The 25124-nt window shown below is 36.4% G+C and carries 22 protein-coding genes; 5 read left to right on the top strand and 17 right to left on the bottom strand.

Features of this window, described 5'->3' with window-relative positions:
- Window positions 1-57 precede the first annotated feature (57 nt).
- The 8 genes from aroA to EV200_RS12195 form a co-directional block, all read right to left on the bottom strand.
- A complete protein-coding gene (gene aroA / locus EV200_RS12230; RefSeq protein ID WP_132532966.1) occupies window positions 58-1326 on the bottom strand; it encodes a 3-phosphoshikimate 1-carboxyvinyltransferase in 1269 nt (422 codons plus the stop codon).
- A 182-nt stretch (window positions 1327-1508) separates the two neighbouring features.
- Entirely contained in the window at window positions 1509-2648 is a 1140-nt protein-coding gene (locus EV200_RS12225; RefSeq protein WP_132532964.1) for a chorismate mutase, read from the bottom strand.
- 119 nt (window positions 2649-2767) lie between these two features.
- On the bottom strand, window positions 2768-3601 hold the full coding sequence (locus EV200_RS12220) for a prephenate dehydratase (protein ID WP_132532962.1): 834 nt from the start codon (window positions 3599-3601) through the stop codon (window positions 2768-2770).
- Window positions 3602-3879: 278 nt separating this feature from the next.
- Entirely contained in the window at window positions 3880-4203 is a 324-nt protein-coding gene (locus EV200_RS12215; RefSeq protein WP_165877922.1) for a type II toxin-antitoxin system RelE/ParE family toxin, read from the bottom strand.
- A gap of 2 nt (window positions 4204-4205) precedes the next feature.
- The gene (locus EV200_RS12210; protein ID WP_132532958.1) at window positions 4206-4418 is read right to left on the bottom strand and encodes a hypothetical protein; all 213 of its coding nucleotides are present in this window, start codon (window positions 4416-4418) and stop codon (window positions 4206-4208) included.
- A gap of 314 nt (window positions 4419-4732) precedes the next feature.
- Window positions 4733-5698 (bottom strand): sterol desaturase family protein, encoded by a 966-nt coding sequence (locus tag EV200_RS12205; RefSeq protein WP_132532956.1) that lies wholly within the window; start codon window positions 5696-5698, stop codon window positions 4733-4735.
- 1 nt (window position 5699) lies between these two features.
- Window positions 5700-6758, bottom strand: coding sequence for a 3-dehydroquinate synthase (gene aroB / locus EV200_RS12200; RefSeq protein ID WP_132532954.1), 1059 nt, complete (start codon window positions 6756-6758; stop codon window positions 5700-5702).
- Window positions 6758-6964 (bottom strand): RNA-binding S4 domain-containing protein, encoded by a 207-nt coding sequence (locus tag EV200_RS12195; protein ID WP_025142770.1) that lies wholly within the window; start codon window positions 6962-6964, stop codon window positions 6758-6760. Before EV200_RS12195 ends, aroB begins: the two co-directional genes overlap by 1 nt.
- A 94-nt stretch (window positions 6965-7058) precedes the next feature.
- Here EV200_RS12195 and EV200_RS12190 point away from each other — a divergent pair, with 94 nt between their 5' ends.
- Entirely contained in the window at window positions 7059-8243 is a 1185-nt protein-coding gene (locus EV200_RS12190) for a proline dehydrogenase family protein (RefSeq protein WP_132532952.1), read from the top strand.
- Between the two features lie 268 nt (window positions 8244-8511).
- Here the strand turns inward: EV200_RS12190 and EV200_RS12185 are convergent, their stop codons facing one another.
- Together EV200_RS12185 and EV200_RS12180 are read right to left on the bottom strand one after the other, a co-directional pair.
- Window positions 8512-9147 (bottom strand): HAD family hydrolase, encoded by a 636-nt coding sequence (locus EV200_RS12185; protein ID WP_132532950.1) that lies wholly within the window; start codon window positions 9145-9147, stop codon window positions 8512-8514.
- Window positions 9148-9237: 90 nt separating this feature from the next.
- Window positions 9238-9420, bottom strand: a complete 183-nt coding sequence (locus tag EV200_RS12180; protein ID WP_132532948.1) for a hypothetical protein — start codon at window positions 9418-9420, stop codon at window positions 9238-9240.
- A 645-nt stretch (window positions 9421-10065) separates the two neighbouring features.
- Here EV200_RS12180 and EV200_RS12175 point away from each other — a divergent pair.
- Together EV200_RS12175 and treF are read left to right on the top strand one after the other, a co-directional pair.
- Window positions 10066-10845 (top strand): helix-turn-helix domain-containing protein, encoded by a 780-nt coding sequence (locus tag EV200_RS12175; protein WP_132532946.1) that lies wholly within the window; start codon window positions 10066-10068, stop codon window positions 10843-10845.
- Between the two features lie 499 nt (window positions 10846-11344).
- Window positions 11345-12898 (top strand): alpha,alpha-trehalase TreF, encoded by a 1554-nt coding sequence (treF, locus tag EV200_RS12170; RefSeq protein ID WP_132532944.1) that lies wholly within the window; start codon window positions 11345-11347, stop codon window positions 12896-12898.
- Window positions 12899-13274: 376 nt separating this feature from the next.
- Here treF and EV200_RS12165 read toward each other — a convergent pair whose 3' ends face one another.
- From EV200_RS12165 to EV200_RS12155, 3 genes are all read right to left on the bottom strand, one after another.
- Entirely contained in the window at window positions 13275-14783 is a 1509-nt protein-coding gene (locus EV200_RS12165) for a RagB/SusD family nutrient uptake outer membrane protein (RefSeq protein WP_132532941.1), read from the bottom strand.
- Between the two features lie 18 nt (window positions 14784-14801).
- A complete protein-coding gene (locus EV200_RS12160; protein WP_132532939.1) occupies window positions 14802-17729 on the bottom strand; it encodes a SusC/RagA family TonB-linked outer membrane protein in 2928 nt (975 codons plus the stop codon).
- A gap of 258 nt (window positions 17730-17987) precedes the next feature.
- A complete protein-coding gene (locus EV200_RS12155; RefSeq protein ID WP_132532937.1) occupies window positions 17988-18272 on the bottom strand; it encodes a hypothetical protein in 285 nt (94 codons plus the stop codon).
- A gap of 388 nt (window positions 18273-18660) precedes the next feature.
- Here EV200_RS12155 and EV200_RS12150 point away from each other — a divergent pair, with 388 nt between their 5' ends.
- Window positions 18661-19659, top strand: a complete 999-nt coding sequence (locus tag EV200_RS12150) for a LacI family DNA-binding transcriptional regulator (RefSeq protein WP_132532935.1) — start codon at window positions 18661-18663, stop codon at window positions 19657-19659.
- 198 nt (window positions 19660-19857) lie between these two features.
- On the opposite strand, the gene EV200_RS12145 is transcribed toward EV200_RS12150, so the two are convergent.
- Together EV200_RS12145 and EV200_RS12140 are read right to left on the bottom strand one after the other, a co-directional pair.
- Window positions 19858-20508, bottom strand: a complete 651-nt coding sequence (locus EV200_RS12145; protein ID WP_029284770.1) for a uridine kinase family protein — start codon at window positions 20506-20508, stop codon at window positions 19858-19860.
- Window positions 20505-22046 (bottom strand): muramidase family protein, encoded by a 1542-nt coding sequence (locus EV200_RS12140; RefSeq protein WP_132532933.1) that lies wholly within the window; start codon window positions 22044-22046, stop codon window positions 20505-20507. The genes EV200_RS12145 and EV200_RS12140 overlap by 4 nt, the downstream gene beginning before the upstream one ends.
- A gap of 282 nt (window positions 22047-22328) precedes the next feature.
- On the opposite strand from EV200_RS12140, the gene EV200_RS12135 reads away from it, so the two are divergent.
- Window positions 22329-22808: a Dps family protein gene (locus EV200_RS12135; RefSeq protein WP_132532931.1), complete on the top strand. Its 480-nt coding sequence runs from the start codon at window positions 22329-22331 to the stop codon at window positions 22806-22808.
- A gap of 156 nt (window positions 22809-22964) precedes the next feature.
- Here the strand turns inward: EV200_RS12135 and murA are convergent, their stop codons facing one another.
- The gene (murA, locus tag EV200_RS12130) at window positions 22965-24290 is read right to left on the bottom strand and encodes a UDP-N-acetylglucosamine 1-carboxyvinyltransferase (protein WP_132532929.1); all 1326 of its coding nucleotides are present in this window, start codon (window positions 24288-24290) and stop codon (window positions 22965-22967) included.
- Between the two features lie 109 nt (window positions 24291-24399).
- Window positions 24400-25095 carry a DUF4290 domain-containing protein gene (locus EV200_RS12125; RefSeq protein WP_132532927.1) on the bottom strand — a complete coding sequence of 232 codons (696 nt, stop codon included), beginning with the start codon at window positions 25093-25095 and terminating at the stop codon, window positions 24400-24402.
- Between the last annotated feature and the right edge of the window lie 29 nt (window positions 25096-25124).

Genomic DNA, 25124 nt, shown 5'->3' with positions numbered 1-25124 from the left:
TAAATCAGGTTAGATTTTTTTTATTGTTTTTGAGTCTCACACCTCGTGTCTCAATTTTCATATCTCTTTTACTTCAAACCCTGCTTTTTTCAAATCTTCCCAGAAATGAGGATAAGATTTTTCAACTACCTGCATGTCTTCAATTTCCACTTCGTTGATTAATAGCGCAAGTGGTGCAAAAGCCATCGCCATCCGGTGATCTTCATAAGTAGCAATGGTTATTTTTTCAGGAAAATGAAGTTCATCAGTATTTAGTGTGTAAACCAAATTATTTTCTGTTAACGTTACGCCGATTTTAGCCAGTTCGTTTTGTAAAGCAGCAACACGATCAGTTTCTTTAATTTTAAGGGTTTCTAAACCTGTGAAAGACATATTTTTACCTAAGGCAGCTGCAATAACAATAATGGTTTGCGCCAAATCAGGACAGGTTTTTAGATCCATAACCTGATTTGTATCAAGTGATAACCCCAGGTTACTAATCGAAATTCCTGTTTCCGTTTGGCTCGTTGCAATACCAAAAATCTTCATGATTTTTTGAATCTGGCTATCACCTTGAAGGCTTTTCTCTTTCAATGCCGGTAAACTGATTTCTGCTTCATCTGCCAAAGCCGCAATGCTGTACCAGTAAGATGCTGCGCTCCAGTCTGGTTCTACAACAAGGGTTCCGGCTTTAAAAGCTTGCGGTTCAATGGTGATTGAATTTTCGCTCCAGGTATGTTTAATGCCGACCTCTGCAAGCATATCCAAAGTCATGTCTACATAAGGTCTGGAGGTCAGTTCACCTTCAATTTCCAAAGTTAACCCTTTCGGCAAAATAGGGGCGATCATCAGCAATGCAGAAATATACTGACTGCTGATATCACCTTTGATCTTCACTTCCGCGGTTGTCTGATTTAAGGGACCATTGATATTTAGGGGTGGAAATCCATCAGATTCAGCATAGGAAATATCGGCACCAATGGTTTTAAGCGCTTCAGCTAAAATACCAATGGGGCGTTTTTTCATGCGTTCAGTTCCAGTTAACAAGAAATTTCCATTTTTTGCCGATAGGTAAGCAGAAAGAAAACGCATAGCTGTTCCAGCCGGGCCAACGTCAACCAGTCTTGAGTCTTGAGTCTTTAGTTCGGAGTCTTCCCTCAAGGAATTTAAAATCCCATCAAGCGTAACAGTATCTGCTGCATTAGATAAATTTTCAACTTTAACAAGTCTATTACTTAAAGCACTGATAATTAATGCCCTGTTGCATTCACTTTTAGAACCGGTTAATTGGATTTCCGTATTTATATTCTTGGTTCCTTTAAAAGAAACTAAGGCATTTTTAGACATGGTATTCTGGTTTTAGTCTCATCAACCCTCCCTAGAAGGGAGGGCTTTATAATGAGCTTAGTACTTGCAAATTTATAAATCATTGATGTGAGGTTTGAAACAATTAAAATAAGATTGCTTCGTACCTCGCTATGACGTTGTGCTTAGACCTTGCTTTTCGCTTTAGTCTTTCAGCTTTATTCTTAAGCTTTAACTTCAGTATGTTGTTCAGCTGCAATTCCTTGTTCAGACTTACCAGCGTTCATAATTTCAGTTTGTTTACGGATCGATTCACCGTGCATCAATTCTAAGAATTTTTCTGTGAAATTTAAGTCTAATTTTAAAGCTTTTGCAAAGGCATGCCCTTTTTTAATGATTGCATCCCAACGGTTTACTTGTAAAATGGTTACCTGGTTATCACGTTTAAATTCACCGATTTTCTCCACGATGGACATACGTTCTGCTAATTTCTGTAATAAAATATCGTCAATTTTATCAATTGATTTACGTAAATCAGCTAATTTATCTGCGAAAGCTTCATTTGGTGCCTCTGGTTCACGAACCGTTAAACGCTCAACCAATTCTGCTAATGCAGCTGGAGTAACTTGTTGTTTGGCATCTGTCCAGGCTACTGAAGGATCAACATGAGATTCGATCATTAAACCTTGCATGTCTAAATCCAAAGCTTTTTGAGCGATGTAAGGGATTAATTCACGGTTACCACAAATGTGGCTTGGATCGTTAATGATTGGCAATTCAGGGCATAAAGTTTTTAATTGAATAGCCATTTCCCACATTGGTTCGTTACGAAAAGAGCTTTTTTCGAATGAAGAGAAACCTCGGTGAATTGCACCAATTTTAGTGATACCTGCACCATTGATTCGCTCAATAGCACCAATCCACAACTGTAAGTCAGGGTTAACTGGGTTCTTAATTAATACAGGTACATCGTGACCTTTTAAAGCATCAGCAATTTCCTGAACAGTGAAAGGGTTTACAGTAGAACGTGCACCAATCCAAAGGATATCAACTCCTGCAGCTAGAGCTTCTTCAACATGTTTTGCATTTGCCACTTCAACAGCTGTTGGTAAACCTGTTTCTGCTTTAGCACGTTTTAACCACTCTAAACCGATACTTCCAATTCCTTCAAATTCTCCCGGACGGGTGCGTGGTTTCCAGATACCAGCTCTTAAAACTGATACTTTACCAGTTGCAGCTAATAAATGTGCTGTAGTTAACAATTGCTCTTCAGTTTCAGCACTACACGGTCCAGAGATAATTAATGGTTCGTTGTTTACGTTTAACCAAGTGTTTAAGGGTTGAATGTTTAAATTAAGTTTCATGATTTATGGATTGTAATATTTTATAATTCGTTTATTTTTTTATGAATCGGTTAGTTGTTTGGTTGTTAAATTGATGAAATGGAATAATATATGTCTTACCAACTTAACAACTTTTCATCTTAAACTTTATCGTTCTTCAAATATTCTCCAAGGATGTTGAAGTTCGAGGTATATTTTAATGCCTTTCTAATGGCCTTATCATATTTTTCTGTGCTTGGCCATTCCAGATCGACATAAAAGTAATATTCGTTTCGTTTCCCTAATACCGGCATAGATTGTATTTTTGTTAAGCTTACCTCTTGTTCTGCGAAGATATTTAATACTGTTGCCAGTGAGCCTGCTTTATGGCCAACCTGAAAACAGATGGATGCTTTGTTTATTTTTTTTCCTTCGTCTGTTTTGTCTTTTTTAAGAATGAGAAACCTGGTATAGTTCTTCTTGTTTGATTCTACTCTACGCTCTAAAATGTTTAAACCATAAAGTTCTGCGGCTAAAGTATTTGCAATAGCCATTGTATCGGTTAATTTTTCTTCCTGAATCCGTTTTGCGCAAGCAGCAGTATCGTTGCTTTCTACAATTTTAATATGTGGATAATCGTAAAAGAAATCGATACATTGACGAATAGCAATAGGGTGGGAGGTTACGATTTTAATGTCCTCAAATTTCACCCCAGGCAATGCCATTAAGTGCAATTGGATAGGAAGGTAAACTTCGCCTACGACTGAGAATCCATAATCGCGGATCAGCGTGTAATTCGGTAATAAACTTCCGGCGATTGAATTTTCAATGGCCATCACCACGAAGTCGGCATCGTTTTTTTCCAGCTTATCGCAGGTTTCTTTAAATGAATTACATTCTACAGTTTCGATGTTTTGACCAAAGAATTTGTAGGCTGCTTCTTCATGAAAGGATGCTTTAATGCCTTGAATTGCTACTCGTTTTGTCGTTTCCATTTTTGCGTAAACAAAAAAAGTCCCGGCTACTTGCCGGGACTTTTTTATACATTTTAATATTGTTATCTATCATTTTGCATATTAGCCCCGGCTCTTACTAAAATAGTAAAAGTAACCAAAGTAATATGTGTTGAATAATTTCATTTTCGTTTTTGAATGAGCCAAATGTAGCAACAAAATTTAATTTGTCAATAGGAAAATGAAATTATTTTTAATAAAATTTAATTTTGTTTGATTTAGACTGTTTTGGAGATGGGTATGGAATGTTGATTTAAACTTCAAAATAAATTATTAATAATGTTCTGAATATCTTTCTTTGAAATTGTAGCTTCTTCAGATTTGTCATAAATATAAATCATTATGATTTCATTTTCGGTTTGAAGATAAGTAATGACTCTATATCCTCCACTCTTTCCTTTCCCTTTGCTTTTAATTGCAAGCCTGATCTTGAAAATGCCGTTACCTAAATCAACACCAGTTTTTGGTTTGAGTTGTAGTATTGATTCTAAATGAATTAAATCGTTGACTAATGATATATGTTTCTTTTTAAGCTGTTTGGATTTTTTGATGAAAATAGGGGAATATATAATTTTAATTCCCACTGTCAAATATCAGTTAGCGATAATGGTGCAATTTTGCCGGACTTAATATCTTTAGCTTCTTTTAATCCTTGTTTGATTCCATCAAGCAAATTTTGCTTTTTAGAACTTTGAATAACCTTCGCATCAATTCTTTTCAATACTTCTAAAAGAAATTGAGTATCGTTATCCTTTACTTGTATCGTTAATGTTGTCATAATAAGATCGGCTTTACTCAAAAATACAAAATTAAATTATAGTGTTGAAAATGTTTTTTCTAAGAACTTAATTACATGTTCTTGAACCTGATAGCAATGGAAACAAATATAAAATTGCAGCAACCCTGAATATGCTGTCATTCCTACGCAAGAAGACCGCGAAGCAGCTACAGAGTGGACCTGCCCATTATAATACAGATGCTTCGTGCCTCAGCATGACAGAAGTTTTTAAAAGATTGGAGTGGGTAACAGGACTGAATGTGCTAAATTTCAAAACCACTACATTTCCAAATTTTGTAAATCAAAAACGGCCTGTAAAATACAGACCGTTAATTTTATCCTGTTGAATTTAATGTTCTTCGCTGTTCGTTGAAATCTTTAACCTTATGATTGTCTAGGTTTTGCTTAGCCAGCTGTTCCGCTTCCCACAATTCCTGCTGCATAATTTTAGCAACTTTCGTGCTGCCATCATGACTCCAGCCTGGGGGATTAAAAATATACTTTAGCTTATCCATAAAAGTGGGGGCCTTTTTTATATCAGCATTTAAGGCAATAAATTCATGGAAAATAATGTTGACTGGTCCTGTATCTTTTGGTTGAGTAGTTAAGCCATATTTGATGATATCTTCAGATAATTCTGCCTGGAAAGTTCCAAACCACCTATCCCAAAGAATTAAAACCATCCCCATGTTTTTATCCAGGTAACGCACATTACTGGCGTGATGCACACGATGGTGGGATGGCGTTACAAAAATATACTCATACCATTTCGGGAAGTTAATTTTATACTGTGTATGCACCAGGTTACCATAAATTTGTGTTACGAGGTAAGCAAACAAAATATCCATTGCGGTAAAACCCATAAATGCCAATGGCAAATAAAAGAATACCCGATACAAAGGTTCGAAAACGGTTGATCGAAATCCCGTTGTTAAGTTAAAATGTTCTGACGAATGATGGGTAACATGCATAGCCCAGAAAAAGCGAACGTAATGACCAACAGTGTGCAAAAACCAGTACAAGAAATCCTGTGCTAAAATTAATACCAGCCAATAAATCCACACATTGGAGATTTGGAATAAACGGAACTGATAGCAATATTCCAGTAGAAAAAAAGTGGCGGTCTTCATGCCCAAATTAATCACTACAGCGGCAGTCATTAAATAAATGTTGGTCCAGGTGTCGCGTTTGGTATATAATTTTTTGTCGTGCGCATAGCTAAAGTACATTTCAACCAAGGTTAAAACAATCACAAAGCCAAATAATCCGCCTACAGAAATATCACTTTCGGTAAATGTCATCTTATAAACTGTTATAATAATCTAAACTGCTTAAAATATCGGCGTTGCTTACACGGCAGTTAAACGTGCATTTGCCTGTAGTTTCTAAAAGCGAGAATAAAATATTTCCATCTTCATTCTTTTTATCGCTTTGCATTAATTCCAAAAGCGTTTCGAAACTTTCTTTTTTGATCTGGTATTTCGGATATAGTGACAATAAATAATCGCTGATATCTTTCAATTCTTCTTTTGTTAATTCACTGTTTTTAATGGATAATGCTGCCTCGCAGACGAAACCAATCACAATAGCCTCACCGTGGGTAAGTGGATTTTCATCATTTGCCAGCGAATAACTTTCTACAGCATGCCCAATCGTATGGCCAAAATTTAAAATCTTGCGTAGATTTTTTTCATGTGGATCAATGGTAACTACCTCATTTTTAATTTCAACAGAGCGGTAAATGTCTTCAGCTGATGGCTTTAGGTAATTGGTGGTTTTGAGTTTTTCATAGTAAGTTTTATCGTAAATCAAACCATGTTTAATCATCTCAGCAAAACCCGATAAAAGCTCACGATCTGGCAAAGTTTTTAAGAATTCAGTTTCAATGAAAACCATTTGCGGTAAGGTAAAAGTACCCACCATGTTTTTCACATTATCAATATCAATCCCAGTTTTGCCACCTACAGAAGCATCAACTTGTGAAAGCAGGGTAGTAGGCACATTAATGAAATCGATGCCGCGTTTGTAGGTTGAAGCGATGAAACCACCCATATCGGTAATTACGCCACCGCCAAGGTTAATCATCAAACTTTTGCGGTCAGCCTCAAAATCCAGAAGGGTTTTCCAAATGCCAATACAAAAATCAATGTTTTTATTTTCTTCACCGGCTGATGTTTCAATCAAATCGAAGTCAGAAAAATCATCCATTAAGGCTTGAAAAACGGGCAGACAGATTTCACTGGTATTTTCATCTGCAAGAATAAATACTTTGCTGTATTTGCCGCTTTCCAATAAGGTTTTTAAGGCATCTAAATTACTTTCGAAGTAAAGTGAATGGCCTGCGCTGGTTAAAGTTTCCATTATATGACTTCGATTTTATCTTGTTCAAAAGTGATGATATCGCCAACTCTAACTTTGTATCGTTTACGAAATTCCACTTCTCCATTACATTTTACTAATCCATCCATTACGGCAGCCTGAGCATCTCCACCGGTGCCAACTAATCCCGTAGCCTTTAACAGCTGGATTAATGGAATAAATTCGCCTTCTAATTTGAATTGTATCATTTAGTTGCAAAAATACGATTATTTACAGGTTTTTAGTTTTAACAATGGATGCTTTTTATAATTTTGCATCCAACTGACTTATTATATAGCTAAAATGGAATTATCCCCCAATAAACAGCCTAATTTCGACAATACAGAGGTAGCATTCCGTCAAAAAACAAATGCCGAACTCAAAAAAGCATTCTGGCTTTTCAAAATGATTGGCAGCAACTTTCTAACAAAAGTAGGCCCACCGATTACTAATTTCTTTTTGAATATAGGCTTGCCAGTTCAGGGTGCCATTAAGGCGACTATTTTCCAGCAATTTTGTGGTGGTGAAACCATTGCAGAATGTGACCATGCCATTGCTCAGTTGGCTAAGGGTGGAGTAGGAACCATTTTGGATTATTCCGTTGAAGGTGAGGAAGAGGAAATTGTTTTTGACGAAACTTGCCAGGAGATCATCAGAACGATTCTTCGTGCAGATGGTGATCCAAACATTCCCATTACGGTTTTTAAGATTACTGGGATAGGTCGATTTGCATTATTAGAGAAATTAGACGCTAAAAAAACTTTATCTGCTGAGGAACAAGCTGAGTTTAATCAAGTAAAATTGCGTTGTGAGATGATCTGCAGAACAGCTTTTGAAAAGAGTGTGCCCATTATGATTGATGCCGAGGAAACCTGGATTCAGAATACAATTGATGAGTTGGCTTTAGATATGATGCGTAAATTTAATCAAGAGCGTATTATCGTTTATAATACTTATCAAATGTATCGCCATGATAAACTGGCCGATATGAAAGCCGATCACTTAATTGCGAAAGCTGCTGGTTTTATTTTGGGTGTAAAAATGGTTCGCGGGGCGTATATGGAAAAAGAGCGCAAACGTGCTGCTGAAATGGGTTATCCATCTCCAATTCAGCCTGATAAAGAATCATCCGATCAAGATTATAACCTATCGTTGCGTTATTGTGTTGATCACATTGAAGATATCGCCATTGTTTGCGGAACACATAATGAAGACAGTAGCCGTTTGCTTACCTATCTTCTAAATGAGAAAAAGATAGCTCATGATCATCCTCATGTATATTTCGCCCAACTCTTGGGTATGAGTGATAATTTAAGCTTTAACCTTGCTGATGCTAATTATAACGTAGCTAAATATGTTCCTTATGGCCCAATTAAAGCCGTAATGCCTTATTTGTTTAGAAGGGCTCAGGAAAATACTTCCGTTGCCGGCCAAACCGGAAGAGAGTTAGGATTAATTGAAAGGGAATTGAAAAGAAGGAAGGTATAGGGTTTACGATTTCAGTGAGATATGATATAACTGGTCATTTTGGATTTACTTCAGCATCATTTTGATATTAAGACCCTGAAATGAATTCAGGTGACGACCGTTCATTTATCAGGCTCGCCATGCTGGATTTATTTCAACATCTTTTTGGTATTATGACACTGAAATGAATTCAGGATGACGACCGTTCATTTATTAAGCCCGTCATGCTGAATTTATTTCAGCATCTTTTCGCTATTAAGACCCTGAAATGAATTCAGTTTGATGACTGCTATATAATTCCGTTGGCTTCCAAAAAAGATGCTAATTTTGCCGGCTTTTCTGTCATAAGTAAAGTATTTAAACCAACTTTTTTTGCACCTTCTATGTGTTGCGGACTATCATCAATAAATAAGGTTTCTGCAGGATTAAGATGATTATCCTTTAAAACCTGTTCAAATATATTGGTGTTTGGTTTACGCAATTTCATATGTTGAGAGAAATAGGCCTTCTCAAAATAGGTATCATAATTATTTAAATTAAAGGTAGTTTTTAAATAGTTAATGATCCAGTCGTAATGGATTTCGTTGTTGTTGCTTAACAAAAATGTGCGGTATTGATCTTTCACTTTCAAAAGAACATCATGGTTTTCCTGAATGGTTCCAATCAATAAGCTATTCCAAGCCTCATCAATTTGGGCATCAGTAAGCTCGGGTTTGTTTGCAGCTTTTCTAATGCCTTCACGAAACTCGGCAGGTGAAATTGCACCAGTTTCAAAATCATCAAACAGTTGATTGTGAGCTTTATGGGCAAAAAAGTTTTCGATATCGGTAATGCCAAGCTTTTGAAATGATGCCTGAGCAATTTTAAAATCAATGTCGAAAATTACGTTTCCGTAATCAAAAATGATGTTTTTAATATTTTGCATAAGTGTTTGAACTTTTTGCAAATATCATCATTAATTATTAGGCGCTATAATTTTTAAAAAATAAGAAAGCTGTTAAAGATTAAGATCGATTTATTTAATCACTAAAACCGTCCCGTCGTTTTTAATCTTATAATAATATTGTGTTTCATTTTTTCGGCTAATCACTTCGATATTTTCAACTTCGCCTATTTTGCCTGTTTCGTCTTTGATGATATCACCTTGTTTAACTTCATCAAGTTGTTGCGTAGAACTTTTCTTGTTTACATTTATCATGGTATAATTATTTTATGACGGTTAGATTTATTATTACAAACAGGCAATATTGATAATTGGTTTCAAATATTTGATATTCTTGATGTTACGTGAGTTGAACTATTTTCAAATATCTATTATACGTAAGGCCCTATTTAGATTTCTGTTACTTTTACCAAGAGAGGAGTGATCGCTAAACCTAAAAAAACAGCGTAAATCTGATTTATAATTCCTCCTATTTTTATTTGCTTATGAATTCATAATCATATGAATGATTTCCAGATTGTTGAGGATTTATTAAAATAATCTTGATTAACATGTATTAAGTTTGTATTTTTTGTTGACTATTGGTAGATGAAAAATTACAAAAAAACAATTATTTGATTAGAGGTTGCTTATTTTATTATGGGTAATATTCTATTCATGAAGAGCTTAATAATTTGATTTTGATGGAAATATGTATGGAAATAATATTTTTGTAGATCAATCAATTCTCTCAACAATACCATAGCCTTGATGGCAAAGCGGATTTAAAGGAAAGTAAAACCCAAAATATCCCTTAATTGATCAAATTGTTTTCTTTAAATCAACACCAGCTAAATAATATGTAACCATACAGCAGGAAGTTAATCTAACCCAGAAAAAAAGATAGCGCATTCAAGTACAATGATAAAACTGGAACTTATTAAAGGAATCTTTAAAAGAGAAATTGCATTAACCGCAACTCATCCTATGAGAATTCTGGTAATCAAAGATGGAAATGGACTTCTTTGTATGAATTCGGGAGATTATGAATTAAAAAATGGCAGAATATTTTTTATCCCCGAGGAGGGGTTGGTAAGAATTGAAGGTGAAATTCTTCAAGGCTATTGGTTAAATTTTAGTAGTTCGTTATACTCCGAATTTCTCAAGCAACATTTAGATCCTTTAGCCAAAAACCTTTTCCTTAACTTGTCTTTTAGAGATTGGAGTGGCGATGCGCTTAAGAAAGCATTCAGTTTACTAGCGCAATTGAAAAAAGAAATGGACTTAAAAAAAGATTCGCTACTACTGTCTCAATGCCTCTCCTTATTTTTAGGTTTTACGGCTGGCTTTGATGGATACCTGACCGCCCTTACACAGGATGAGTTACAGCAGATACTGAGATTTAAAGCGGTTTTTGAAAAGTACTATAAAAAAGAAAAGTCTATTCAGTTTTATGCCAATCAAATGGCAATGAGCCCTAGAAAATTAAATGCTTTTCTGGATCGTATCCTTGGAAAAAGTCTGTTTGTATTAATTAAAGATCGGGTAATGAGAGAAGCTGAATTGTTATTGCTGCATAGTGAATATTCCATAGATGAAATTTCATATATTTTGGGCTTCCCAAATGCAACAAATTTTAGTACCAATTTCAGACGTTACAAAGGTATTTCTGTATCGCAGTTTAGCAATAATGAAGATTGATGCTGCTGTTAAAGGAACGCCGATCGCGTAGATTTTGTCCCTTCTCAATAACAGGTTTTCCTGACCTCACCACAACATTTGCTGAGCGCCTGACGCGTAAGGCTTTGCTTACTATTATCTACTACCAGCAGCATCAATTTTTCAGCAGCTAAATTAAAAAAACTTAGGAGTAATTTACAAGATATTCTTATCTAGTGTAGAAATTATAAAAATAATTTTTTTAACGTGATCAAAACCATACTAAAATGTTTTAAACTTAATTATGGTGTAGTAATAAAAATTAGGAGTCCTTTCAATAGAATGTGTATTTTTAGAAATAATTTATTGAAAAGTAAAACGCTAATGTTATTTATATTTTAACTAAATTTTGGTCTAAAATTGGTTGACGGCAGGCTTTAGATTCAATAAATTGTTACGTGTAGAACTGATATGCTGGCCTAGTAATTTGGATAGAGATACATATCAGTTCCGTTAAAATTTAATCTGTATAAATTTCAATATGAAAAAAACTATTATTTACTTCCTCCTTTTTGTTTCAAACGCATTATTTGCACAGCATCAAAAATCGCCAAGATTAATTTATCCAGGTTTATTTGAGGAAGTGCAATTATCCAGGATATATGCAGATGGGAAATCTTTTGCTGATGCAGTGCCGAAAGCAGATCCTGCTTCGATTATGAAGGCTTATCTGAATCAAAAAAGTAGTAAGGATTTTAACCTCAAAAATTTTGTTGATTCGCATTTTAGTTTGCCTGAAAGCCACACTGCCTTGTATAAATCGGATATAAAGGCTGGTATCGAAAGGCATTTAGATACTTTATGGACTGTTTTACAACGAAATCCTGATACCACTACCACTTATCAATCTTCATTACTTCCCTTGCCAAAGCCATACTTAGTACCCGGAGGACGATTTAGAGAGGTTTATTATTGGGATTCTTACTTCACTATGTTGGGTTTAAAAGAAGCAGGTAAAACAAAATTAATGAAAGATATGGTCGATAATTTTGCATACCTGATCAATACCTATGGTTTTATTCCCAATGGAAACAGAAGCTATTATCTTACCCGCTCGCAACCGCCTTTTTTTGCAGCGATGGTTCAGTTGCTTGTACTGGATAATCCAGACGTTAAACTAAATGAATACAAAGATGCTTTGGAAAAGGAATACCAATTCTGGATGAAGGGTGCTGAACAGCTGAAACCAGGTAACGCCATTAATCACGTGGTTAAGCTGAGTGATGGTGCCATTTTAAACCGATATTATGATGCTGGTGATCAGCCGAGAGAGGAATCATACAGGGAAGATTATGAAGCAGCAAAGTCAACGAAACAAAACCCAGCTACCTTTTTAAGAAATGTGCGTTCCGCTGCAGAGTCAGGCTGGGATTTTAGTAGTCGTTGGTTTGCCGATGGCTTAAGCTTTAGTCAGATTATTACCACTGATCTTTTACCTGTTGATTTAAATACGTTGATGTATAATCTGGAGCGTACCATAGCAGCTGCTAATCAAGAGGCAGGAGATACCAAAAAAGCCAGTCTGTTTTCTGCCAGAGCAAATAAACGCAAAGCTGCAATATTGAAATATTTTTGGAATGCTCAACAAAATTTCTTCACAGACTATAACTGGAAAAATAAAAGTTTTTCTAAGCAATTAACCCTAGCGGCTTCTTTTCCGCTTTATTTCAAATTGGCTACTGCAGTTCAGGCCAAGGCTGTATCTGAAAAATTAGAAAAAGACTTTCTTAAATCGGGTGGATTAATTACAACACTAAAAACAACCAAAGAACAGTGGGATGCTCCAAATGCCTGGGCTCCCTTACAATGGGTGAGTATATCAGGATTACATCATTATGGCTACCATAAATTAGCTGATACGATAACCAATAGATGGGTTAATCTGAACATAGCTGTTTTTAAGAATACGGGTAAGTTGATGGAAAAATACAATGTAGTGGAAACCAATAGTAAAGGTGGAGGAGGGGGTGAATATCCATTACAGGATGGTTTCGGCTGGACCAATGGTGTATTGCTTAAGCTGTTGAAGCGATAGATGTCAACTTGCGAAGTTTAGTTAGGTTAACTTGCGAAGTTTCAAAGGCCTGAGGCAGGTCAGAACTTCGCCAGTTTTGAAGATATTTAAAGACTTTATTTAAAAGGCTAAATTTTAGCCATTAGTTCTTGTGAAGTTGGTAAAGGAGCTTCAAGATTTACCATTAAACTGACGAAGTTTTTCTGGCCCGCAAATCCAGCTACACTTCGTAAGTTGAGTCGAATGCAAAGTTTTCCCAGCACGACGCAAATCTGCCGAAACTTCGTAAGTTAAAAGCAGGGCAGAACTTCTCCAGTTTTAAAGACATAAAAAATGCTAAGTCCGGCCTTGAATATTCAGGGCCGGACTTAGCATTTGTATTAAATATTAAGGTCTTTTAAAATCCAGGATTCTGAACAAGATTTGGATTACCGAGTTGATTGTCAGGAATCGGAAATAAAAGATATTTCGCATCGCTGGCTGGTTTTTCTTGCCAAGCAGCCAGGAATTTACCAAAACGAATTAAATCCTGTCTTCTAAAACTTTCCCAGTATAATTCACGTCCGCGTTCATCTAACAGGTTATCCACGGTCAAGCTTCCTAAAGTGGATGCGCCTCTAACTGTTCTGATGGAATTGACAATGGTTAGGGCTGCGCCAGCCTGTGACGTTCTAAGCAAAGCTTCTGCTTTCATCAATAAAACGTCAGCATACCTGTAATATACCCAGTCGTTATCTGGTTTTCTTGAACCAGCATTTGCATAATCAATAGGATATTTAACAACACGAATTCCAGCCACTTCCAGGTGATTTGGATCCCTTTCGATAATGCTTACTTCTGGAGTAAAGGCTAATGGGTTTCCTTTTCTGTCTTTTAAAGCCAGGCCAGTCTGATCAAATTGCTGACCAACTAAAAAGCCTACTCTAATGCCCGATATATTGGTTTGCCCCGTATAGGTATCACCTCTTCTTTTATCAGTAGCCTCAAATTTGTCGTAAAAATTTGATAAAGTTGCAAATCCATTATAACCGTTCGGATTTTGATTGTAGTGTAGGGTACATTTCCACATACCATCTAAATCACTTCCATCATTTCCGGCGGTATTCTCTGCAGTAAAAATGTTTTCTCTGGAAATAACATTATTTGAAGGAGCGAAGTTGTCAAAATAGTTGGTGGAAAGTGAATATCCTCCTGTTGCAATTTCATCAGCCAATGAAATTACTTTTGCCATGTCAGCAGCATCAAATGTAGGTGCGTTACGGTTTAAGAATGCGCCTTTATTAAGGTAGATTTTCATCAATAAAGTTCTTGCTGCATTCTTGTTTGATACGTTTGCAGGACCATTTGGTAAGTCTGGAATGATTGCAGTTAACTCTGAGATTAAATAAGCAATTTCTTCAGATGCATTTCTCACTTTGGAAGGAAGAATTACACCCTCACCAGTTTCGCGGTAAGGAACCTGGCCCCAGCCATCTAAAATAGAGAATTGAGCAAAAGCCCTCAGGAAACGTGCCTCAGCTGATTGTGCGGGAGTTGGACTAAATCTTAAAACTGTAGTAGCTGCATAACTTATACTATTTAAATCTCTGAATACACCAGAGATTCTGCCATCATCTGCAGCCCATTTGTGTAAATGAAGTGCTCTCCATGCGCCGTTATCATCCCAATCACCTGCTCTTGTTGGAACAATGGCTTCATCAGATGTTACTTCCTGCAAAGCAGACCAGTTCCAAGGTGCTTGATAAGGACCTCTCATGGCGATGTAAGCTGCAGAAATTAACCCTGGTACGTTTCCTTGAGAAAGTGTACCAGAATTTACCTGACCATTTAAATTCTCATCTAGTTTGGTACAGCCAGATAGCGCTAGTGTTGCTGCTATAAAGCCGATTATATATTTATTTTTCATTTGATTTCAATTGAATGATTAAAGAGAGAAATTAACACCAAAATTGAATGTTCTCGCTGTTGGATATGCTGTATAATCTATACCGGCAGAAGGAACACCATTTACACTTTTGTTTACATTTACTTCCGGATCAAAACCTGTATATTTTGTAATTACGAAAAGATTTTGGCCGTTGACGTAAACATTTAATGATTTGATTGCTTTGCCGATATTGCCGAAATTATAGTTTAAAGTTGCGTTAGCTAATTTTACATAATCTCCTTTTTCTATGTATCTCGAAGATGCAGCAATTGGATTGGCGAGAGATTCCTGAACTGGTAAAGAAAGAATGCCTGATGACACATTTCTGGAACCCAGGTTGGAAATCGCTAAAACTGAATTTGCTGTATTGTTATAAACACTTTGTCCGAATGAACCATTGAAGTTAGCCGTGAAAGATAATTTTTTGTATCTTAAATTTGTGCTTAAACCCATAATGAATTTTGGATTAGGGTTGCCAACATAGTATTTTGTAAATCCATCATCAGTATATAAAGAGAATCCATTGGCATCTAAACCATTATATTGTCTGGTTACCATGGCAAATAATGGTAAGCCATTTTGAATCACTTCTGTGGTTACATCACTTAATCCCTGACCACTTAATGAGCCGGTTTTGATCAAGTCATTCAGGTTTTCAACTCTATTTTTAATATAGGTTACGTTACCTCCTAAAGACCATGATAAGTTATCTTTTTCAATAATGTTTGCATTTAAACTCATCTCCACACCATTGTTAATAATCTCACCACTTAAATTTTTCCATGTGATTACATTGCCTTGCTCGGCCGGAGCAAATGCTGTTTGCGGATATAATAAATCTTTTGTGGTTTTATTGAAGTAATCAATAGATCCCGTTAGTTTATTGCCAAATAAGCCAAAATCTACACCAACATTGGTTTGTTTATCTTCTTGCCATTTCAAATTATCGTTCTGATTATTTATACCAACTTGAGGAATAGGATCTCCAGCTTTGCTTGGTGTTCTATATACGAAACGTTGTTGAGATGAGCCCGAAGGGAAATCTTGATTACCGGTGATACCATAACTTGCTCTGATTTTTAATAAATCCAGCCAGACTACATTAGCAAGAAAACTTTCTTTTTTAATATTCCATGCTGCAGCAAATGATGGGAAATAACCATATTTATTGTTTGCACCAAACTTTGTTGAACCATCAGCTCTAACGGTTGCCGTTAGTATATATTTATTATCATAGTTAAAGATAGCCCTGGCAAAGTATGATTGTAACTCTGTTGTTGGATCCTGACTGGTTACAAAAGTTCTGTTCGCCTTAAGTGTTGCCTCAAAAGCATCCGTATAATCAAGAGGCAGATTTCCGAAACCTGTGGCTGTATTTACTGCACTCTTATTTATAAAATTTGAATATTCATAACCGATTACGGCATTTAAATTCAGCTTCATAACAATCTCTTTGTTAAAATTTAAGGTATTGGTAAACTGCTGTGTCACTAATTCAGTGTTAGAATAGCTGGCATAACCACCTAAAAAGTCTCCCGAAGGTTGAATACCTTGTAAGTTCAGTGTACTTCTGGTTGAGGCTCTTCTAATCCCTGTGCTATAATTTACGCTGGCTAACATTCTGTATTCCAGCCATGGTGTAATTTTGTAATAAGGCGAAACGCTTCCTAAAATGGTCGATACTTTTGCTTTATCGCTGTTTGCCGCTAATGCCGCTAAAGGATTGATGGTGGTAGAACCATAATCAATAAACAGGCTTCCATCTGGATTGTAGAAAGATTGAGTTGGGTTCCAGGATAATGCCTGACTGATCAAACTTCCGGTGAAGCCTGCATCTGTGGTAATTGGTGCAATACTTTCCAAATACTGATTGCTGATCATGTTTACATCCAAACCAAGCTTTTTGCTTTCCAGAAACTTAAAGTTACCGTTGAAACCTGCACTGTATTTTTTAAAATCAGAGCCTTTAATAATTCCTTGTTGATTTTGGTAACCTAAAGATGCCCTGAATGTATTGCCATTAGTACCTCCACTGATGCCTACAGAATAGTTTTGGTTGTAAGCGGTTCTTAAAATTTCATCTAAAGCATTCACGCTGGTACCAAAGTCGCCGCTGGTTAAACCATATTTTTTGAGTGCGGCCCGATATTCATCACCTGTTAAAACATCAACCTTGCGGGCAACATTTCCCACACCTGCAGAAGCGCTGATGTCTATTTTAGTATCACCAGATTTTCCACGCTTAGTGGTAATTAAAACTACGCCATAAGCTGCTCTTGAGCCATAAATGGCTGTAGCTGATGCATCTTTCAGAATTTCCATGGATTCGATGTCAGCCGGGTTGATGAAATTGAGTGGATTTCCGTCAGGAGCAGTACCAATCCCTGCACTGGTAGAAGGCCTGGCTGAACGTCCGTCCAATGCCACACCATCCACTACATACAAAGGTTGTCCGGATCCGGTAATGGCCGAATTTCCCCTGATGCGAACCGTAGAGGAACCACCTGGCTGGCCACTGTTGCTGATCATTTGTACGCCGGCTACTTTTCCCTGGATAAGCTGATCTGGGGCATTAAGTGGCCCTTTATTAAAATCTTTTGCTGAAACGGTAGCGGCAGCTCCTGTAAGATCACTTTTCTTAACGGAGGCGTAACCCACAACTACAACTGCATCCAGATTATTCAGAGAGCTAAGTGTAATGTTTAGTAAAGTTTGATTGTTAACGCTAACAGTTTGAGATTCAAAGCCTACAAAGCTTACAATCAATTTTGAAGTTGCAGAAGGTACGGCGATCTGATATTTCCCTTCAGCATCTGTTTGAGCTTTTACGTTGGTGCCTGCTACCTGTATGGTTGCGCCAACCAATGGCAGTTTGTCATTATCATAGATAATTCCTTTTACCACTGTTTGGGCAAAGGCGGTCATGCTGAGCGCTATCATTAAAAAAATGAGGGTCGTCAGCTTTCGTAGGAAATGCAATTTCTGTTTATAGTTAAAAACAGTCTGATTGCTAAGTAAAGTAAAGTTCATATTCGTTTTAATTAGTTGGTAAGTAAAAAATTGATTTAAAATCAAATGTGCCTTTAAGGTGGTAGTGTGCTAATCATGTTTATATTGGTTTTAGTTAGTTGTTTGAAAGGTAATTATAGAAGATTTTTAATTTTTTTAACCGTTTTAAGGGCATCATCGATGCAGGTGCCAGGTTCCGAATTTTGAAGTGGTTTTATCACTCATTGCGCCTATAACAGGCTCAATGAGTAAGCTTGTTACAGGGCTGACTAAATTTAATAATGGTGACTGATTTGCATTGAGTCCTAAATAAGCATAAATGGGTACCATATGGGTTTCCTGGAAACTGAAGCTGTATGGAATGCCAAAAAAGCCCATGTGCATGGCAATGATGGAACTTAAATTAAGTTGCATAGCAGTTAAAACGTTTTCCGTTTTTACAGGTTGAATGTTAATCATTTTACCGCTCTTTGATTGTCATTAACGATAACTCAAACGACTGTTGTTGCATTGCAACCGACTTTTTAGGATGTAAATTGGCCTTATGAGTATTACTCTGTGCAGTAAATAAATCAGGAAAATATAAAATATATAAAAGATTTAGTCTCATATCACGTACGGTTAGGCTGAAAATGGATTTTATCCATCTCAACAATTCATATTTGGTTATCTGCAGATTTAAAGCCGGGATCGCTTTAATGGGTTACTGCATTTTAATACTGTGAAGGTATGCTAAATTCACATTTAAAACTATGAAAATGAATTAATTATTACCGCAAACGTTTGCGGTAATAATTGCGGAAATGTTTGTTGGAGAAAACTTATATTTGATTAACCAAATATTTAAATGAAGCCTAGCCCAACACTTAAAAAAATTGCAGCGCAACTGAATGTTAGTATTTCAACAGTTTCCAGAGCTTTAAAAGATCATCCGGATATTTCTATTGAAACCAAAAGAAAAATTAATGAGCTAGCCGCACTGATTGAATATGACCCTAATCCTTATGCGGTAAACCTGCGCACACACAACAATAAGGAGTTTGCCATTGTGGTGCCTAGCTTATCCAATTTCTTTTATCACTCTTTCATCAGTTCAATTGAGGAGGAAGCGAGGAAACACGGGTATTCTGTATTTATCTACCGTTCTTCGAATGATCCGCAGATTGAATTAGAAATTTTAAAAAGTTGCAGACTTAAGCGGGTATCTGGTGTATTTATTTCCGTCACAACGGAAACCAAAGATATTGCGCCTTTTTTAAAACTGGATGAATATGGTATCCCGGTGATTTTTTTTGATAAAGTACCTGCTTGTGAACTGTGTAATAAAATTTGCGTAGCCGATGAGCATGCGGCATTACTGGCGGCTTCAGCAATTTTGAAAAAGGGTGTTCAAAATGTATTGGGTATTTTTGGTGATCCAAATATGTCGATCACCCAGGTTCGTTATCATACCTTTCATAAGGTGCTTAATGAAGGTAATCAGAAGATTCAACTGCAAAGCGTGAATGCAAGCAGTGCTGATGAGGCAGAACAGATCGTTTTAACTGCACTCGCCGATTTTAAAGGGAGGTATCTTGCCATATTCTGCATGAGTGATGAAATCCTTGCTGGCGTAATGAAAGCTGTACAGCGCAAGGGCTTGAAGTTTCCACAGGATATAGGCATTATCAGCATCAGTGATGGTATGATACCGAAATTATTCTATCCAGAGATTACTTATGCCGAAACCAGCGGTTTTAAGTTGGGGAAACTTGCCTTAAACAGAATGATGCGCTGTATTGCCGGAAGTTCATTCGCACAAACCATTATTGATGAGTCGCATTTGGTTGAAGGAGGATCGATTTGAATGGAGAGGGAGTAGAATTTGGATAGCATGGAGTGAATAATAGGGTGCCGATCGCGAGAATGAATGCGTAAAGTAATCTTTCAACCTTTGCTGTCATCCTGTGCCAGTCGAAGGACTTTTAAAAACTGTTCTTAAAAGTGTTTCGACAAGCTCAACATGACAAATTTTAATACAAATTCATAATTATGATACAGTGTTCTAATATATGTTTACCAAAATATTATTTCGAAGGTCATTTGAAATGTCTTCCGTAATGGCAATCAGTTCATCCGGTTCATTGGTATTGTTCATCACCACTTTATTGCAACTTTCTCTGTAGGGTAGAAGATATTCCTTATAGGCAGGTACCACATGATTATGCCATTTGTAAATTACATCATCTTCAGGATAACCGCGTTCTAAACCGTCCCGTTTTACACGCCTGTCTAAGGCTACCTGTTCATCTGCATCAACAAAAATGGTATGATCCAATAAGTCTGAAATTTCTTTGAAATGTAGAATAAAGAGTCCTTCGACAATTATGATAGGTGCTGATTTAATCTCCAGGATTTTGACAACAGCCAATGGGTTATTAAAACTATATTCCTTTTTATAAACTACTTCACCATCTAACAATTGTTTAATGTCTTTCAAAAATTGCTGACTATCTATTGTAGATGGAAGATCAAAATTATAAAGTTTATTTTCTTCCTGACTCATGTCTCCGGCAGGAATGTAATAATCATCCTGAGAAACCAGTGTTACTTCATCCTGTTTAAAATGATGAAGGAAACAGTTTAGAAAAAAAGTTTTGCCAGATCCGCTACCACCGGCTATACCAATTACAAATGGTTTTTTGTTTAAACTCATTGAGCACTATAGGTTAAATTGCATAAAAAACGCTTGTCTAAAGCGCCTAACGAATCTGCAACAGCTTTAGTCATTACAATGATAACATCTTTTGTTGATTCGTTCTCTGTAAATTTACCAACAACCTTGGCGAAGGTAGTGCGGTTTGTCATCGGGTTGGTAAGTTTAATAACCCGCCCAACAGGTGCAGTGCGGTGTAATACCAACATTTTTGAACTATCTAAGTCTGCATCAGCAATCCATATTGCAGTACCCTTTTCTTCAATCTGGCTTAAGCCATAAACACTCGGATCACGACGAAGTTTTGGATCTTTTACCATGGTACTGTCCGGCTCGTTAACCTGCTCTTCTTTTGATAAATCATTTACAGATCTTGCCTGTGGTGGCCTTGGGATAATTAATTTTTGATCAGTCTTAATGGTATTATCATCCATTTTATTTGCTGTTCTGATCTGATAGGCCGTTACATTATATTTTTTGGCAATGGTAAAAATATTTTCACCATCAGCAACGGTATGGATAAAGCTCTCTTCTTTAGATGAAGCTGGCTTTGTAATTTGTTCTGCCTGCTTATCTTTAGGTACCTGTACATCAGTGATAATGCCTCCAGGTACTTTTAATACCTGACCAATTGCAATGGCATTATCTGGTAGGTTATTTAATTTTCTTAGTTGATAAGCTGTAATGCCATATTGTTTAGCAACAGTAAAAATGGTTTCGTTTCTTAAAACGGTATGAGTACCTACAGCATCTACAGGTTTTGCTGCATCCGTTACAGGTGTGGTTTGTTCAGACACACTGACTACTTTATTTTCATCAACATTTTTGGTGGCCGGAATTTTTAATTTCTGACCGATACGAAGATTGTTGCCAGAAAGGTTATTGGCCTTTTTAACTTCTTCCACTGTTGTGCCATATTTTTCTGCAATTTTCCCTAAAAACTCTTTTGGTGCTACAGTATGTTCAATCATAGTTTGATCGGTAGTAGTAGTAGTAGTAGTAGTAGTAGTAGGCTGTACTGTAGGTGTCGGATCAGCCTTTACAGTCTGTATTGGAGTTTCCTGAGTATTTGATGCCGAACCATTCTTTGCCGGAATTTTAAGCAGTTGACCAATGCTTAAATTGTTTCCTTTAAGATTATTTAATCTCTTAATCTCATTTACCGTTGTGCCGTATTTTTCTGCAATGGCATTCAGGTTATCTTTTGCTTTAACCGTATATTCTATAATACCGCCATCAGTAGAAAATGTAGTGGCAGGATTAGGTGTGTTGTTTGATCCCCAAGGAATATTGGTTGGAACTTTAATGATTACACCTACTTGCAAAAATTTATTTTCATTGAAAGCCATTATATCCTTTGGTGATACATTGTATCTTCTTCCAACAGAATAATAAGTGTCTTTGGCTACGATTTGATGAACGATCAGTTTTTTGCCATTGTTATTTTCCACGCCGATGGAATCTCTCGCTGTGTTGGCTTTCGCATTTGCAATATTTAATGCAAATAAAACAACAGCAGATAAATATATTTTATGCATTTATTTTATGTAATTTCTAAGTCAAAGAAAGCAATTATACGAATAATATAATTAACCATATTCACATCAGTTAACCAGTGTTTTGTAAAATTAAAATAACTTAAGCTTTATTTTAATGGTATATAATTCATTCACAATTACTTGTAAAGGGGTTAATTACTGCCTTGTTGAATTATAAACGCACATATAAATAAGGTATTGTATTCAATGCACTTTTAAGGTTAAAACTTTTAAAGATTTCAATTGTTACGAACTCATTAAATACATTAAAAAACAATTAATATGGACGCTAAAGAAATAAGCTTAAACGAAAAAGAGGTTAAACCGGTAGTTGATCTTCTAAATGATTACTTGGCTAATTATCATATCCATTATCAAAAATTAAGAGGTTGCCACTGGAATATTAAAGGCCAAAACTTCTTTACGCTACACGTTAAATTTGAAGAGTTGTATACCAATGCACAATTAACCATTGATGAAATTGCTGAGCGTGTGCTCACCCTTGGAAAACCACCACATAGTCGTTTTGCAGATTACATCAAAGAATCTAGCATTAAAGAGATAGATACCATTGGAATGAAGGATCTTGATATGGTTGATGCTATTTTAGATGATATGGCTAAACTAATTGAGCTGGAAAGAGAAATTTTAGATGCTACAGATGAGGCTGGAGATGACGGATCAAATGATATGGTGAACCGTTTCATGCAGTTTAAAGAGAAAAATACCTGGATGCTACGCTCTTTTGCTGGAAAAAAATAATCGATTTCAACCAGATTAGAGCCTTAGCTAAATGGATTTTATCAAATATCTGTTTATCTAAGGCTCTTTTATTTTATCACTATCTTCGCTTTAAGCTTTGGTCTTTCGGTTTTAGTCTTAACCTTCCAACCTTCTGCCTTCTAACCTTCCACCTTTCTAGTGGCTTGGCGCATCAGCATTCACTCGTTTAATCTGCGCACCTAAGACACGTAAACGCGTATCAATATCCTGGTAACCACGTTCAATCTGTTCGATGTTGTAAATGGTGGATTTACCTTCAGCAGATAATGCTGCAATCAACAGGGAAACTCCAGCTCTGATATCAGGAGAAGTCATGCTGATTCCACGAAGTTTATATTTTTTATCAATACCATTAACGGTTGCACGGTGTGGATCACAAAGAATAATCTGCGCACCCATATCTATCAATTTATCCACAAAAAACAAACGGCTTTCGAACATTTTCTGGTGGATTAAAACATTTCCTTTCGCTTGTGTAGCCACAACTAGAACGATACTCAATAAATCTGGTGTAAATCCTGGCCATGGAGAATCTGCAATGGTTAAAATAGAACCATCTATAAATGTATCAATTTCATAATGTTTTTGTGAAGGAACGTAAATATCATCACCTCTGCGCTCAAGTTTAATCCCCAGTTTCTTGAATACTTCCGGAATTACGCCAAGCTCATCGTAACACACATTTTTGATGGTAATTTCAGATTCCGTCATTGCAGCCATTCCAATGAAAGAGCCAATTTCAATCATATCAGGCAACATTCTGTGTTCTGTTCCACCTAAAACTTTAACGCCTTCGATAGTTAATAAATTTGAACCTATACCAGTAATCTTTGCACCCATACGATTCAGCATTTTGCAAAGCTGTTGTAAATAAGGTTCGCAGGCTGCGTTATAAATGGTGGTTGTTCCTTTAGCTAAAACTGCAGCCATCACAATGTTGGCTGTTCCGGTTACTGAAGCTTCATCCAATAAAATATAAGCACCTTGCAGGTTGGTGGCATCTACATTAAAGAAAGCCTTTTTGCTATCATAAACGAATTTAGCACCCAATTTTTCGAAACCGATAAAGTGTGTATCCAACCTTCTGCGGCCGATTTTGTCGCCACCTGGTTTAGGAATAGCAGCTTTACCAAAACGGGCCAAAAGCGGACCAACAATCATAATTGAACCCCGTAAACCGCCACCTTTAGCTTTAAAAGTTTCGGATTCGAAGAAGTTTAGATTGATGTTTTTAGCTTCAAAAGTGTAAGTGTCTTTATTGATCCGTTCAACCAAAACACCTAAATCGCCCAGTAGTTCGATTAATTTATTTACATCTTTAATATCCGGAATATTGCTGATGGTTACCTTTTGCTCGGTAAGCAATACTGCTGATAAAATCTGCAAAGCCTCATTTTTAGCGCCTTGTGGGGTGATTTCACCTTTTAATTTAATTCCGCCTGTTATTTCAAATGCGTTCATATATTTTTCTTTTACTAACCCGTTCGTCATCATGATCCGATAGCTATCGGATTTATTTCAGCATCTATTTTCAAAGATTCTGAATCAAGTTCAGAATGAAGTGTGGTTATTAATATTTTGGTTTATTGTTGTTATTAGTCCTTCCGCGGTTATTATTGTTATTGGTATTGTTCTGGCGGTTTTTTCCGTTGTTGTTGTTATTTGTTCTTCCGCGGTTGTTGTTATTATTGTTATTCTGACGCGGATTCTGTGCTCTAAATTCTACTTTAGCCAAATTTACGCCTTCATCGAGAGATAACAAGCCTCCGGAAAGATATTTTAAATCTTTAATGATGGTATCGTCACTTACATTATCCTTGTTCCAGGTAACATAAGCCATTTTCATAAAGTTTGCGATACCTTGAACCATGGCTTTTTTATTTTCCGGGTTCTCTTCACGCATAGCTTTCTCAATTAAGTTTTCCACCGTTTTACCATAGTGTTTGTAGGTAATTCGCTGCTGCGGATAGGGAAGAGGCTCTGGTTTTTTAAAGGCGTTTTCTGGAAGTGGTTTCGGATATGGACTTTCCACATCGATCTGATAACCAGAAATGATGTGGAGGTGATCCCAAAGCTTGTGTTTAAAATCGGCAACATCACGTAAATGAGGTTGTAAAAATCCCATCAGGTCGATTACTGCCTGGGCATATTTATTGCGTTCTTCAATGGTAGGTAATTCGCAAATATACTTCACCATATTCTGAACGTTGCGGCCATATTCTGATAAAATCAGGTGACTGCGCGTCGTATTATAATCAAAATTCATGTATAGATAATTTAATGGATAAATCTTCC

Origin of the sequence: Pedobacter psychrotolerans (assembly GCF_004340665.1) — a bacterium.
GTDB lineage: Bacteria > Bacteroidota > Bacteroidia > Sphingobacteriales > Sphingobacteriaceae > Pedobacter > Pedobacter psychrotolerans.
The sequence above is the reverse complement of the archived record's forward strand: the minus strand, read 5'-3'. Positions and strand labels throughout refer to the sequence as shown.